Source organism: Streptomyces sp. NPDC028910, assembly GCF_055564955.1.
This window is the reverse complement of the sequence record NZ_JBVHVF010000009.1, coordinates 1-13,941: the sequence shown is the minus strand read 5'-3', so window position 1 is coordinate 13,941 and position 13,941 is coordinate 1. Positions and strand designations below refer to the sequence as shown.

At 72.6% G+C, this 13,941-nt stretch carries 10 protein-coding genes and 1 pseudogene; 7 read left to right on the top strand and 4 right to left on the bottom strand.

Features of this window, described 5'->3' with window-relative positions; translation table 11 throughout:
- Positions 1 to 113: 113 nt before the first annotated feature.
- Both ACZ4TV_RS13880 and nadE read left to right on the top strand, forming a co-directional pair.
- Positions 114 to 419: pseudogene (locus ACZ4TV_RS13880) on the top strand (ATP-binding protein); the annotation flags it as partial.
- Positions 420 to 544: 125 nt separating this feature from the next.
- Positions 545 to 1,375, top strand: coding sequence for an ammonia-dependent NAD(+) synthetase (gene nadE, locus ACZ4TV_RS13875; protein WP_468134148.1), 831 nt, complete (start codon positions 545 to 547; stop codon positions 1,373 to 1,375).
- Between the two features lie 48 nt (positions 1,376 to 1,423).
- Here the strand turns inward: nadE and ACZ4TV_RS13870 are convergent, their stop codons facing one another.
- The 3 genes from ACZ4TV_RS13870 to ACZ4TV_RS13860 form a co-directional block, all read right to left on the bottom strand.
- A complete protein-coding gene (locus ACZ4TV_RS13870) occupies positions 1,424 to 2,773 on the bottom strand; it encodes a cytochrome P450 (RefSeq protein ID WP_468134146.1) in 1,350 nt (449 codons plus the stop codon).
- A 98-nt stretch (positions 2,774 to 2,871) separates the two neighbouring features.
- Positions 2,872 to 4,947 (bottom strand): SpoIIE family protein phosphatase, encoded by a 2,076-nt coding sequence (locus tag ACZ4TV_RS13865; protein WP_468134143.1) that lies wholly within the window; start codon positions 4,945 to 4,947, stop codon positions 2,872 to 2,874.
- A 176-nt stretch (positions 4,948 to 5,123) separates the two neighbouring features.
- Positions 5,124 to 6,479: an LCP family protein gene (locus ACZ4TV_RS13860; protein ID WP_468134141.1), complete on the bottom strand. Its 1,356-nt coding sequence runs from the start codon at positions 6,477 to 6,479 to the stop codon at positions 5,124 to 5,126.
- A gap of 239 nt (positions 6,480 to 6,718) precedes the next feature.
- Between ACZ4TV_RS13860 and ACZ4TV_RS13855 the strand changes: the two genes are divergently transcribed.
- The 3 genes from ACZ4TV_RS13855 to ACZ4TV_RS13845 all read left to right on the top strand — a co-directional run bounded on the left by ACZ4TV_RS13855 (position 6,719) and on the right by ACZ4TV_RS13845 (position 11,520).
- Positions 6,719 to 7,492 carry an alpha/beta fold hydrolase gene (locus ACZ4TV_RS13855; RefSeq protein WP_468134139.1) on the top strand — a complete coding sequence of 258 codons (774 nt, stop codon included), beginning with the start codon at positions 6,719 to 6,721 and terminating at the stop codon, positions 7,490 to 7,492.
- A gap of 274 nt (positions 7,493 to 7,766) precedes the next feature.
- Positions 7,767 to 9,953 (top strand): RNA polymerase recycling motor ATPase HelR, encoded by a 2,187-nt coding sequence (helR, locus tag ACZ4TV_RS13850; protein ID WP_468134137.1) that lies wholly within the window; start codon positions 7,767 to 7,769, stop codon positions 9,951 to 9,953.
- Between the two features lie 166 nt (positions 9,954 to 10,119).
- Positions 10,120 to 11,520, top strand: coding sequence for a family 43 glycosylhydrolase (locus tag ACZ4TV_RS13845; RefSeq protein ID WP_468134135.1), 1,401 nt, complete (start codon positions 10,120 to 10,122; stop codon positions 11,518 to 11,520).
- 57 nt (positions 11,521 to 11,577) lie between these two features.
- On the opposite strand, the gene ACZ4TV_RS13840 is transcribed toward ACZ4TV_RS13845, so the two are convergent.
- Positions 11,578 to 12,492 (bottom strand): RICIN domain-containing protein, encoded by a 915-nt coding sequence (locus tag ACZ4TV_RS13840; RefSeq protein WP_468134133.1) that lies wholly within the window; start codon positions 12,490 to 12,492, stop codon positions 11,578 to 11,580.
- 275 nt (positions 12,493 to 12,767) lie between these two features.
- Here ACZ4TV_RS13840 and ACZ4TV_RS13835 point away from each other — a divergent pair, with 275 nt between their 5' ends.
- Both ACZ4TV_RS13835 and ACZ4TV_RS13830 read left to right on the top strand, forming a co-directional pair.
- Positions 12,768 to 13,175 carry a hypothetical protein gene (locus tag ACZ4TV_RS13835; protein WP_468134131.1) on the top strand — a complete coding sequence of 136 codons (408 nt, stop codon included), beginning with the start codon at positions 12,768 to 12,770 and terminating at the stop codon, positions 13,173 to 13,175.
- A gap of 88 nt (positions 13,176 to 13,263) precedes the next feature.
- A complete protein-coding gene (locus tag ACZ4TV_RS13830) occupies positions 13,264 to 13,782 on the top strand; it encodes an RICIN domain-containing protein (RefSeq protein ID WP_468134129.1) in 519 nt (172 codons plus the stop codon).
- The last annotated feature ends 159 nt before the right edge of the window (positions 13,783 to 13,941 follow it).

The window sequence follows — 13,941 nt, the reverse complement described above, 5'->3', positions numbered from 1 at the left end:
CGCACCCCGTCCTCCCCTTCCCTCTGTGAGGTGCTGTCGCTCACCGCGGCGGCCGCGGCGGTGGCCGTCGGGGTCGCCGTGGCCGACTCCAGCGGTGGTGCCACACCCCGCCCGGCACCCCGTTCGGCGTCCGCGTCGCCCGCACCGCCCACGCCGTGGAGCTGACCGTGGAGGACGCCGGGCCGGGCATTCCGGAACCGGACCGAGCCCTCTCCCGCGGGAGCAGCACCGGCTCCTCGGGGCTCGGTCTCGACATCGCCCGCAGGGCCGCGGCCGTCACCGGCGGCTCGACGCACATCACCCGCGGCCCGCGGGGAGGCGCGCACATCACCGTGACCTCCGCCCTCGCCCCACCCCTCCGCTCCGAGCGAGGGCCCCGCACCTCCCGACCGCGGGCGGGATGGCCGCGTGGAAGGTGAAGCCGGTCCGGGCGGGGTCCGGTGCCCGGGAGCCTTCCTCTAGAGTGCTTCCGTCGCCTGCGCCCCCTGTGGCCCCGGCCCGGCGGCGCGTGCCGACCTGCCCGAGGGCCCGACGAGGAGCGACCGTGACCGACCTGGCGTCCATATCCCCGCAGCAGGAGATCGCCCGGGATCTCCAGGTGAGCGCGTCCTTTGACGCACGCCAGGAGATCGAGCGCCGGGTGGCCTTCCTCAGCGGCCAGCTGCTCTCCACGGGGCTGCGCTCGTTGGTGCTGGGCATCAGCGGCGGGGTGGACTCCACGACCGCGGGCCGGCTGTGCCAGCTCGCGGTCGAGCGGGTCCGTGCGGCCGGGCAGGACGCCACGTTCTTCGCGATGCGGCTGCCGTACGGCGCCCAGGCCGACGAGAAGGACGCGCAGATGGCGCTGGAGTTCATCCGGCCCGACCGGATCCTGACCGTCGATGTGAAGTCCTCCAGCGACGCCGCGCTGGAGGCTGTACTGGCCGGCGGCACGGCCTTCCGCGACGCGCACCACCAGGACTTCGTGCACGGCAACATCAAGGCCCGGCAGCGCATGATCGCCCAGTACGCGGTGGCGGGCGCGCACGAAGGCCTGGTCGTGGGCACCGACCACGCCGCCGAGGCGGTCTCCGGCTTCTTCACCAAGTTCGGCGACGGCGCGGCCGATGTGGTTCCGCTCACCGGCCTCACCAAGCGCCGCGTACGGGCCCTGTCCGAGGCCCTGGGCGCTCCGTCCGAGCTGATCTGGAAGACCCCGACCGCCGACCTGGAGACGCTGAAGCCGGGCAGGCCCGACGAGGAGGCGCTCGGCGTCACCTACGACGACATCGACGACCTCCTCGAAGGCAAGCCGGTCGGTGAGTCCGCCGCCGAGGTCATCGTCCGCCGCTACCGGCTCACCGAGCACAAGCGACAGCTGCCGATCGCTCCTTGAGCCGGCCCCTCGCCCCTCGCCCGGCGCGGGTCCGGCCGACGCGGGCCCTCAGCGCGCGGTGCCCCTCGTACCCACCCCGGTCAGCGTGGCAGGGGTCGGGCCATCGGGGCGGACGGTGATGCCGTACGAGGCTTTGGCAGGGGTCGAGTGGAACTCCAGCGTGTGGGCGGGCAGCAGGTGTTCGAGGAGCACGGTCGACTCGCGGAGGGCGAACTGCTGGCCCAGGCAGGCGCGGGGGCCGATGCCGAAGGGCAGGTAGGCGCCCGGCCGGGTGGGACGGCCGCCCGGGACGGTGAAGCGACGGGGCTCGAAGTGCTCGGGGTCCGGCCACAGTTCGGGGTCGCGGTGCGTGAGGTACGGGCAGACCAGCAGGTCCGTCCCCGCTTCGACGGCGTAGCCGCCCAGGCTGTCGTCCTCGGCGGCGTGCCGGGGCAGGATCCAGGCGGACGGGTAGAGCCGGAGCGTCTCGCTGACGAGGGCCTGGAGGGCTTCCCGGCGCCCGGGTGAACCCGCGCCGCCGGCCGCGAGCGCCTCCTCGCGCGCCGCCGGGTGGCGGTCGAGGAGCAGGTACAGCCAGGTCAGCGTGGTGGCGGTGGTCTCGTGGCCGGCCACCAGCAGGGTGACCAGCTCGTCGCGCAGCAGCTGGTCGGTGTACTCGGGGCGCTCGGCGGAGGCGTCGACCAGCACCTGCAGCAGTCCCGGCCCGTCAGGGCCGGGCGCTCCGGCCCGGGCGGCGGCCACGGCGTGCCGCGCGACCGCGTCGATCCTGGTGAGGTCCGCGGCGACGGCTTCCCGGGCGTCGACGACGTCGGCGGGCAGGGTCGGCAGCGCGGCCACCACCGTGGCGACCGCGGTCAGTTCGTGCGCGGTGGCGGCGTCGAGGGGATGTCCGGTGAGCGAGCGCCAGATGGTGTCCAGGGCGAAGCGGCGCATCTCCTCGCCGACGTCGAGGGTCCGCCCGGTGCGAGCGTGGTCGGCCCACCGCTCGGCCGTGGTGCGGGCCGCCCCGGCGATGCGCTCCTCGTAGCGGCGCATCCCCGTTCCGGTGAACTGGGACTGCAACACCCGTCGTTGCCGCTTCCAGGCTTCGCCGGTCGCGGCGAGGACGCCGTCGCCGACGAGCAGGCGGGCGCGGTGGGAGCGCTTGACGTACCGGTCCGGGTGCCGCGCGAGCACGTGCTGGACGGCCTCGGGCCCGGTGACCAGGACGGTGGGCCGCGGCCCGAGGCGGAACGCGGCGACACCGCCGAGGCGCCCGCGCACCTGGGCGAGCAGGTCGACCAGCTCACCTCCGTCCGTGCGCCACCGCTCCACGCGGGCGGCGTCCAGTTCGGGGACCGGCCGGCCCGTTCGGGACCGCTGCGGGGCGAGCGGCGTGCTGCTGGCGTCGGTGGCCACGAGTCTTCTCCTGTCCGGCCGTCGGGCCCGGTGCCTGACGGTGCGTCGTCGACATCACGGACTGTACGCGGACAGGCGTGCAGGGTGACAGCCCGCCCTCACACGAGGGGCGAGCGGGTGGGGGTGCCGATGCGGGCGGTGAGGAGGGCGATGTCGTCGTCGGCGGACGCCGGGACGAGGTGGGCGACCAGCGAGTCGCACAGGTGGTCGAGCGGCTGCTCGGGTTCGGTGAGCAGGCTGGTGAGTTCGTTGAGACGTTCGTCGATGTCGCGGCTGCGGGCTTCGATCAGGCCGTCGGTGTAGAGGACGAGGAGGCTGCCGGCGGGCAGGGTGATGTCGGTGGTGGTGAAGGTGATGCCGCCGACGCCCAGGGGGACGCCGGGCGGGGTCTTGATCAGGTAGACGGTGCCGTCGGGCTCGACCACGGCGGGCGGCGGGTGTCCGGCGCGGGTGACGGTGCAGTGGCCGGTGGTCGGGTCGCAGACCACGTAGAGGAAGGTGGCGAGCATCGGGTCGGAAAGGTCGGCGAGGGTGGCCTCCAGCTGGTGGATCAGGTCGGTCGGGGACATGTCGAGGCGGGCGAGGGCGCGGACCGTCGCGGAGAGGCGTCCCATGACCGCGGCGGCCGTGATGCCGTGGCCCATGACGTCTCCGATGAGGAGCGCGGCTCTGCCACCGGTGAGGGGCAGGACGTCGTACCAGTCGCCGCCGACTTCGTTGACGTCGCTGGCCGGCAGGTAGCGGTGGGCGATCTCGATGCCGGGGGGTGCGGTGACGTGCTGGGGGAGCATGCTGCGCTGGAGGACGACCGCGGTCTCGTGTTCGTGGTGGTAGAGGCGTGCGTTGTCGATGCCGATCGCGGCCCGGGCGGCGAGTTCGCCGGCGAGGGTGACGTCGTCGGATCCGAAGGGGCCGGCGGGCCCGGTGCGGTAGAAGGTGGCGACGCCGAGGACCAGGTCCCGGGCCACGAGCGGGATCATCATGAACGAGTGCACGCCCTTCTCGAGGAGTCGGGCGGGCTTGGCGGAGTAACGGGCGGCGGGGGCGACGGCCTCGTCGTCGAGGTGGGCGACCAGGAAGGGCTGCCGGGCCGCGAGTGCCTGGGTGTACGGGGCGGCCGCGGGGAAGGTGAGCGTTCTCCCGAGCGGGGCCAGGATCTGGGTGACGGCGGAGCCGGTCAGCGGCGCCTTGCCCAGACGTCGCAGGGCAACGCCCCCGGCCAGTCCCATCCCCGGCTCGTCCCCGTGCGCGAGGGAGTCCAGCACGTCGACGGTGACGGCGTGGGCGAGGTGGGGGACGGCGAGGTCGGCCAGCTCCTGCGCCGTGCGCTCCAGGTCGAGGCTGGCCCCGATGCGGGAGCTGGCCTCGCTGAGCAGGGCGAGTCGGCGGCGGCCCGCCTCGGCCTCGGTGTGGTCGCGCTGCTGTCTGGTGATGTCGAGGAGGGAGGCGATCACGCCGATCGGCCGGCCGGCGGGGTCCTCCACGCGTACGTACGAGCACGACCACACGCGGTCGTGCTCCGGGTCGGCCGGTGTCCGGCCGGTGCGGCGCCGGTCGAGGACCGGTTCACCGGTGTCCAGGACCTGGCGCATCGCCTCCTCCATCTCGCCCGCGTTCACCTCGGGCAGCACCTCGGCCAGGCGGCGGCCCACGTGGGCGGACTCCGCCAGGCCGTTCATCGCCTCGAGCGCCGGGTTGACCTGCAGGAACCGCAGCTGCGTATCGAGGATGGCGATACCGACCGGCGAGCGGGCGAACAGCCCGTCCCACACCGCGGAGGATCCCCGGATGCGGCGGGCCGCGTGAGCGTCCGCGGCGAACACCAGCACCGCCGAGGCGCCGTGGCGCCGATCGGGCACGGGGCAGGCCCAGATCTCCAGCTCCAGTGGATGACCGCCACGGTGCCAGGCGGTGACCGTGCCCATCACCCCGCGCCCGGTGGCAGCCGTTTCCCACAAGGACCGGCCCAGGCTGCGGTCGGCCCCCGGATGGAGCAGATCGGCGATGTGGCGTCCGAGTACCTGGGGCGGTGCGTAGCCGAGCAGATCCTGCGCGCCGTGGTTCCAGCGCACGATCATCCCGTCGCTGCTGGTGGCCACCAGCGCCACCGGCAGGGCGCCCAGCCACCCTCCGGCGTCCTGGGCGGCGCTGCTGATCAGATCCTCTAGCGGCATCTCCTCATGCATCCTGCACCCGCTCCTCCTGGGCGGCCCCGGCCCGCGCGCGGCGGCGCCCCCGGACGGCGGCACGCGCTGCCGCCGCCCACGCACGGGGAGGCCGCCGCGGTCAGCGCGCCAGGCCGCTCACCCGGTGCGGCCCGCGGCCTGCGGCTGCGCCGCGTCCACACCTCTCATCGTCGCCCTGAAGGCCCTGCGCCGCTCCCCGGCCGCTCGGGCCCGCCCCGCTCACCACGCACCGGCGTCGTCGCGGGCGGCGTTCCGGCGCAGCGCAGGCGGTCGGCGGTCACGGGGGCGCCGTCGGCGACGTTGCGGTCATAAGTGACGGTCTTGACCAGGACGGGTTGCGTGCCGATCGCGACGTCGAAGACCGCGTCGTGGTTCGGGTCGGGCTCCAGGCGGGAGCCCGGCAGAGCGGCCGCGAGGGTCGCCGCGTTCTCCTCCTGGCCGGCGGCGTACCGGATCACAGGGGGGCCGGCGGGCCGTTGCGGCGGTGCGGACAGCGAGGTGTCGGTCACGGCGAACCCGCTGCGGCGCAGGGCCGCGGCGACCCCGGCGTCGTCCACGCGGACCGCGATGGCGGCGGGGTTGGTCGGGGCCGCGGTTTCCGCAACGGGCTGGATCCGGGTGTCGCCCGTGATCGGGCGGTCCGCGCCCAGCGCGTCCCACAACGCGGCGGAGCGGGCCTCGTCCCACACCAGGGTGGAACCCACTCCGGGTACGCGGTGGTCGAAGAGCCGGATCGGGACGGTCGCGAACTCGGTCCGGTCGGCCGGCAGGCGGCCGAGTGCCCAGCCGATGCGGACCAGATCGTCCAGCCCCGTCCGTTCGTCGGTACGCACGGACTTCAGCAGGGTGCGCACCGTGCGCGCCGTGCTGACGGGGCCGGACAGGGCGCCCTCGGAGGCGAGACGGGCCAGGAGGTCGTTCAGCACCCGTTGCTGGCGCCGGACCCGGCCGAGGTCGCCGGGCCGGAGGTTGACGTGCCGGGCCCGGACGTAGCGCAGGGTCTCGTTCCCGTTGGTGCGGTGGTGACCGGCGCCGATGTCGAGCCCGGAGTTCTCGTCCTTGAGCGGCTTGTCCGTGCACACGGTCGCGCCGCCGAGGTTGTCGATCGCTTGCTCGAAGCCCGTGAAACCGGTCTCCAGGTAGTGGTCGATGTGGAGACCGGTGGCCTTCTCGACGGTGGCCACGGTGAGCGCGCGACCGCCGATCGCGTACGCACCATTGATCTTGCCGCTGCGGGCGGGGCCGGTGCCGGGGGCGTACTCGACGTAGGAGTCGCGCGGGATGGAGACGACACTGGCGCGCCGCCGGTCCTCGGACAGGTGGACGAGCATCATCACGTCCGTGCAGTTGCACCCTTTGCCGCCCGCGTGGAGCCGTACCTTCTCGGCGGCGGAGAGGCCGGCGCGGCTGTCGATGCCGACGATCAGGATGTTCGTACCCCGGCTGCCGCCGCCGGCCGGCTCACTCTCCGCCGAGACGGCCTGCGCGCCGAGGAAGGACCCACAGGAAAGAACGGTCACCAACGTGAGAGCAACAGTGAGACGACGCAACGCATATCCCCAAACTAGGACGAACCGGCTCAGAGCGAGACTGTACGGGCCTCCGCGCGCGGGGCGGGGCTGTACGCGCCGTCTTTCCTCCCTGCGGGGGGCCGCCCCGGCGGGCCCTTCAATGTGGACAGCGTCCACTTAGCTCGCTAGGCTGCTTCAAGATCGACCGGCAGGTGCGGACCGTCGCGCCTTGGAGAGGGGAAACAACGATGGGCGAGTACGTTCAACTCGGCGCCGTGAAGACCTGGTACGGCGAGCAGGGCGCGGGCGCACCGCTCGTGCTCATGCACGGCGGCCTGGTGGACGCCCGGTTCTTCGAGCCGAACCTCGGGCCGCTGGCCGAGCACTTCCACGTCTACACCCCGGAGCGCCGTGGGCACGGGCACACACCGGACGTGGAGGGGCCGATCACCTACCAGCTGATGGCCGACGACACGATCGCCTTCCTGGAGACCGTGGTCGGCGAACCGGCCGACCTGGTAGGCCACAGCGACGGGGCGGTCACCGCGATGCTGGTCGCGATGCAGCGGCCGGAGCTGGTGAAGCGGCTGGTGCTGATCAGCGGAGGTTTCAACACGTCCGGTTCGGCCGAGCCGGCGGGGACGGAGTGGGACGTGGACGCGATCGCCCAGTTCCTCGGTCCGGCCTACGGCGAGGTGTCACCGGACGGTGAGGAGCACTTCAGGGTCGTAGCCACGAAGATCGGCGAGATGGCGGCGAAGGAACCCGACCTTCAGGCGTCGCAGCTGGGCGCGGTCACCGCCCGCACCCTGGTGATGTTCGCCGACGACGACCTGGTGACACTGGCGCACATGGTCGAGATGTTCGAGGCCCTGCCCGACGCGGAACTGGCCATCGTCCCCGGCACCTCCCACTTCCTCACCCAGGAGAAGCCCGAGCTGGTCAACCACCTGGTCCTGGACTTCCTCACCCGGGAACCGGTGCCCACCATCGCCGCGATCCGCCGCGCCACCGCCTCCTGACCTCAGGGACAAGGCGCGTACCGCCGGCTTCTGAAGCGCGTCCACGGCAGCGCGTCCACGGCGAACAACGAAGGCAAGGAGGGATACCCGCTCCTTGCCACTCTCAACTTATAGCGCACCGGGGGGCTTGCGGCAAGGCCCCGGTCCTCCCGCAGAATTCCTGATCCAAGGCCAGAACCTGCGGAAACGGGAGACCAACGAAGTGCGTGCGTCTTTGCCGGTTGACGAGTCGTGTGATGTGACGTCAGCGCGACCTCGGATCGGAGCCGATGACATGAACCCCCTCGCCACCAGCGTGTTCGACCTGCCCGACCACCTCGCCCCCAAGGCCGACCCGATGCTGACCGCCGCCGACGAGCAGCACTTCGCGGCCATCGAGAAGAGCCTCGAGCAGGCGATCGCCGAACTGTCCGACCGCCTCGAGGCCGTGCGCAAGGCGCCCGGCGGCATCGGCCGGGAGGCGATGGAGCGGGACGTGGAGATCCACCGGCTGACCAGCCGGCTGCGCGCCCTGCGTCGCTTCGGTCTGGACCTGTGCCTCGGACACGTCGTCAGCGCGGACGACCCCGAGCCCCTCTACATCGGACGGCTCGGCCTGACCGACAGCGCGGGCCGCCGGCTGCTGATCGACTGGCGCACTCCCGCGGCCGAGCCGTTCTTCGCGGCGACCCACGCCAACCCGATGGGTCTGGCAAGCCGCCGCAGGTACCGCTGGACCCGCGGCCGGATCAGCGACTACTGGGACGAGGTGTTCACCGCCGACGGGCTCGAAGGGCACGCCGCGCTCGACGACCACTCCGCCTTCATCGCCAGCCTCGGCGGCAACCGCTCCTCCCGGATGCGAGACGTGCTCGCCACCATCCAGGCCGACCAGGACGCCATCATCCGGGCGGGATCCCGCGGCGCTCTCGTCGTCGACGGCGGTCCGGGTACGGGCAAGACCGTCGTCGCTCTGCACCGCTCCGCCTACCTCCTCTACTCCGACCCCCGCCTCGGTCAGCGGCGGGGCGGCGTACTGTTCGTCGGTCCGCACCAGCCCTACCTGGCCTACGTCGCCGACGTCCTCCCCAGCCTCGGAGAGGAAGGCGTGCAGACCTGCACCCTGCGCGACCTCGTCCCCGAGGGAGCCGGAGCGGCGATCGAGGCCGAGCCGGACGTGGCCGCCCTGAAGTCGTCCGCGTACATGGTGAAGGCGATCGAGACGGCCGTCAGGTTCTACGAAGAGCCGCCCGAGCGGGGGATGACGGTCACGACCCCCTGGGAGGACATCTGGCTGAGCGCCGACGACTGGGCCGAGGCGTTCGCAGCACCGGGACCAGGCACCCCGCACAACGAAGCGCGCGAGCAGATCTGGGAGGAACTGGTCACGATCCTCATGGACAAGCACGACGGCGAGGTCTCGCCCGACCTCTTCCGGAGGTCCCTGCTGCACGACGAGGAGCTGGTGACCACCCTCAACCGCGCGTGGCCGCTGCTCGAAGCGACCGACCTCGTCGGAGACCTCTGGTCGGTACCCGCCTACCTGCGGATGTGCGCCCCCTGGCTCGCGCCCGATGAGGTCCGGAAGCTTCAGCGCAAGGACGCCCAGGCCTGGACGGTCTGCGACCTGCCGCTCCTGGACGCGGCCCGGCAGCGGCTCGGCGACCCGGAGGCGGCCCGGCGAAAGCGCCGGAACGAGGTCATCCTCGCCGCCCAGCGCGAGCGCATGGCGCAGGTCGTCGACAACCTGATCGAGGCCGCAGCCGACTCCGGCGCCGACGGTGACGAGGGCGAAGGCCTGGTGACGATGCTGCGCGGCCGCGACGCCCAGGTCAGCCTGGTCAACGAGTCAGAACTGCCCACCGCTGCCCCGGACCTGCTCGCCGGCCCGTTCGCGCACATCGTCGTGGACGAGGCGCAGGAACTGACCGACGCGCAGTGGCAGATGCTGCTGCTCCGCTGCCCGTCCCGCAGCTTCACCATCGTCGGGGACCGCGCCCAGGCCAGGCACGGGTTCACCGAGTCGTGGCGGGAACGGCTCGAGCGGATCGGTCTCGACCGGATCGACGTGGCCTCCCTGAGCATCAACTACCGCACGCCGGAAGAGGTCATGGCGCAGGCCGAGCCCGTCATCCGAGCCGCGCTCCCGGACGCCAATGTGCCGACCTCCATCCGCAGCAGCGGCATCCCCGTCGTCCACGGATCCGTCGCCGATCTGGACGCGATCCTCGACACCTGGCTCGCGGAGCACGCCGAGGGGATCGCCTGCGTCATCGGCGCCGGCGAGATCGAGGGCGGCACGTTCCGGCCGGGGTCCCGTGTCCGGTCGCTGACCCCGGAGCTCGCGAAGGGGCTCGAATTCGACCTGGTCGTCCTCATCGACCCGGAGGCGTACGGCAAGGGCATCGAAGGAGCGGTCGACCGCTATGTCGCGATGACCCGGGCGACCCGGCAACTCGTCATCCTCACGAGCTCCGCCTGATCCCGTCGCTCACCTGTCGCGCCGCCTTCCGCGACGCAACCCGCGTACCGCCGAGTCGTTTCCAGGGTCCACGTGCATGACCGAGGTGATCAGGCCCGCCCGCCGGCAAGCCGGGCGTGCCGGGTCACCGATGGTCGGCCTCAGCTCATCAGGAGGAGAGCCCTACGTGTTCCACTCGGCGCTGCACCGGACTGGTCGCCATCTCACCGTTCTCGCAGGGAGCGTGGCCGCCGTCCTCGCCCTCATGGTCGCTCCGGCAGCTCCGGCAGCTCCGGCCGCTGCCGGAGCTGCCGGAGCGACCAGAGCTGCCGGAGCGACCGGCCCCGTCCTCGACCAGGACTTCGCCGACCCCGACATCGTCAAGGTGGGCGACACCTACCACGCCTACGCCACCAACGGCCACGGCAAGAACATCCAGCACGCCACGTCCAAGGACCTGACGCGCTGGTCCATGGCCGACACCGACGCGCTGCCCAGGGTCGGCGCGTGGGCGCAGCCCCAGCGCTCGCTGGTCTGGGCGCCCGAAGTGTTCGACAACGGCCACGGTTTCACCATGCACTACACCGCCCGGGACCGGGCGAGTGGCAAGCAGTGCATCGGCGTCGCACTGGCGCCCTCGCCGCAGGGCCCGTTCGTACCGGCCGGAGACGGTCCACTGGTCTGCCCGGCCGCTCTGGGCGGCGCCATCGACGCCTCCAGCTATGCCGAGGACGACCACCGCTATCTCCTGTGGAAGAACGACGGCAATTGCTGCGGGAGCGACACCTGGCTCCACCTCCAGCCCCTCTCCCCGGACGGCACCCGCGTCACGGGGGACCCCATCCGGCTGATCAGGCAGGACCGCGGCTGGGAGGGGAACGTCATCGAGGCACCCACCCTCATCCGGCGCGACGGCCACTTCGTGCTGTTCTACTCGGCCGGCCATTACGGCGACGACCAGTACAAAGTCGGCTACGCGGTGGCCACCGGCCTCACCGGTCCGTACACCAAGGCGGCCGCGCCGCTGCTGACGACGGAGTCCTTCGACGGCGCCGTCCGCGGCCCGGGAGGCCAGGACGTGGTGCGCGACCCGAACGGCCGGGACCGCATCCTCTTCCACGGCTGGCGCGCCGATCCCGCCCGGCGCGCCCTGTACGCGGCCGACCTGGGCTTCGCCAACGGCTACCCCGTGGTCCGCGGCAGCAAGGTGCTCTACCAGGCGGAGCGCGCACAGGTGAACCACGCGCTCGTACGTGAGGCCGCCGGAGCCCTCGACGGCAGGGCGGTCGGCGGCATCGACCACGCGGACAGCTTCGTGGAGTTCACCGTCTTCGCCGCGTCCCCCGGCACGCACACCCTGGCAGTCCGCTTCGCCAACGGATCCCAGGACGCAGCCGGGGCTCCGGCGGCGTCCTCACACCGCCTGGCCGTCAACGGGAAGTCCGCCGGCGCCGTGCTCTACCCCCACACCGGCTGGGACCAGTGGCGGACGTCGCAGGTGAGCGTCACCCTGCGGGAGGGCTGGAACGCGTTGCGACTGTCCAAGGGCGAGCGCTACGCGGAGCTGGACAGCGTGGAGGTGGGCTGACTCCGCAGGGCATCCGTCTCCGCGGGGCCCGGACAGGGCCCAGGACCCCCTACGGGCTCAGCCCCACTTCTGGTGGGGGGAGCCGTCACAGGGCCGGGAGCGCAGACCGGCGTTGCTGTCGTCGAGACACTCGCCGGTGCTCCGGCTCCTGACTTCGACCGAGTCGTCGGGCTGCGTGGTGACCGACCACTTCTGTGCCTCGGACCGGGTGCAGGCAAGGGCGCGCAGCCCGTCCCCGCTGTCCAGGCACGCGCCGGTGGCGTGGTTCCTCAGCTCGCTCGTGCCGTCGGGAGACGGGTGGACGGTCCACCGCTGGTAAGGCATCCCGTTGGGTGCGAACGACCGGAGCCCTTGGTCGAGGCTGTGGTCCAGGCAGGAACCCGTCGCCCGGTTGACGAAGATGCGGACCTTGTCCTGCGGCCCGGTCCCGGCACCGGCACCGGCATCGGCACCGGCCCCGGGCTCGCTGCGCGAAGCACCCTTGCCCGTCGCCTCGACGCCCGGCGAACTTCGAGCGGGCCCCTCGGCCGGCCGCAGCGCGAGCACCACCCCGGCGCCGAGCAGCAGGCCCGCGAGGGTTCCGGCCGCTGCCCAGGTCCAGCGGCCGCGCACCCGGGTGCGGGTGGTACGACGCCAGTGGCCCCAGCGGTCCCACCGGGACTCCGGCTCGGGCTCCGGCTCCGCCTGACCGCTGCGACCGTCGCCCGCGGGCGGTTTCGGCTGGCACCGGTCCGCCGCCTCCCAGAGGAGCCGAAAATCAGCGGGGTCGCCCCCCAGCGCCCGGCACAGGTCCCGCACCGTCGCCCACGGCGGGACCGTGCTGCCCCGTAAGTACCGGGACAGCGACGAGTCACTGATCATCACCTCGGACTCCAGCGACCGCAGTGTGCGGCCGGACCGCTTCTGCAACGCCCGCAGCGCGTGGCCGAGCTGCTGCACCTCGGTGAGGCCCTTTCCCTCGCCGCCCGTCATCTCGCCCCTCTCGGCCCGAGCCCCCGGGTGTCGTCCCGCGAGGGCCACGCCTCGTCCCGGGACGAGTCTGTCCCAGCAGGTCAGAACGATAGGGATCCCGACATCGCTGAAGCAAACGGGACAGCCTTGCGGGCGGCTGACACACCGCCACACACTCTGACCACCGGCACTGCGGCGGCGACAGCACGGGCCCTGACGCCCCGCCACCGCCAGGGCACATCCCCTGCGGCACGCAGCCGAGCCGGACCCTCCCGTAACGAAGAGCTGGAGAACCCATGTCCACACACATGACCCGCCGCTGGGGTATGGCGGCGTTGACCACCCTCGTCTGCCTGAGCTCCGCCGCGCTGACCGCCCCCTCGGCGCCCGCGGCGCCGGCCCCGGCGGCGGCGGTCGTCACGCCCGCCGCCGGTCAGCACACCGGCTCCGCGACCAAGGCCCCGCCCCGGGTGACCCGTGCCCAGGTACTGGAGCGGGCCAAGACCTGGCTGACCGCGAACAACGGCCGCCCCGTCCCGTACAGCCAGACCAAGCGGTGGGCCGGCGGCTACCGGCAGGACTGCTCCGGCTACAAGTCCTACGAGCAGGCCGGCGGAGTCGGCACGCGCTGGAAGCAGCACTCCTACGGAGTGAACGGACGCGACGGCTACCACGCCTACCGTCCCGTCAACATCACCGGCTGACCCACCCGGCACCCGCGGGTTCCGCGGCACCGGTCACGGGCCCGCGCTCGCATCGACTCGCATCGACTCGCATCAATCAAGGAGCGACATGAACACTTCCCTCACCGCGGTCGGCACACGAGCCGCCCTCGTGGCGATCCTGCTCGCCGCCACGTTCACCTCTGCGACCACGACGGCCACGGCCACGGCCACGTCGTCCGACGCCGCGGCCCCCGCGGCCGCGCCGGCCAGCGTCCAGACCCTCCGCAACGGGGCGACGAAGGCCTGCCTCGACGACAGCGCCGAGTTCGGACCCCGTACGTACCCGTGCGAGGCGGGGAACGACCACCAGAAGTGGAACGTCCACCAGTGGGCCGACGGCACCCGCGAACTGAAGAACGTGAAGACGGGATACTGCCTCACCGGCGCCCCCAACGGCCTCGTCTCCAGCCAGATCTGCGACAAGGCGAAGGACGAGAGCTGGTTCGTCCACCGCTACCCCGACGGCTCCGTCGAGTTCAAGAACCAGGCCACCGGCCTCTGCCTGGACGACAGCTTCGAGTTCCACCTCCGCACCTTCGCCTGCGGCAGCCACAGCCAGAAGAGCTCGTACCAGACCTGGTCGTAGCCCCGCCCGCCGGTCCCTGAAGGCCGGCACTCCCGGGCCCTGGGGGGGGGGGGGGGGGGGGGGGGGGGGGGGGGGGGGCGCCCCGTTGTGGCGGGCGGTTAAGTGCGGGCCGGGGGAGGGGGAGGGCGGTTTTTGATGGGGTGGGCGAGGTTTCAGCCC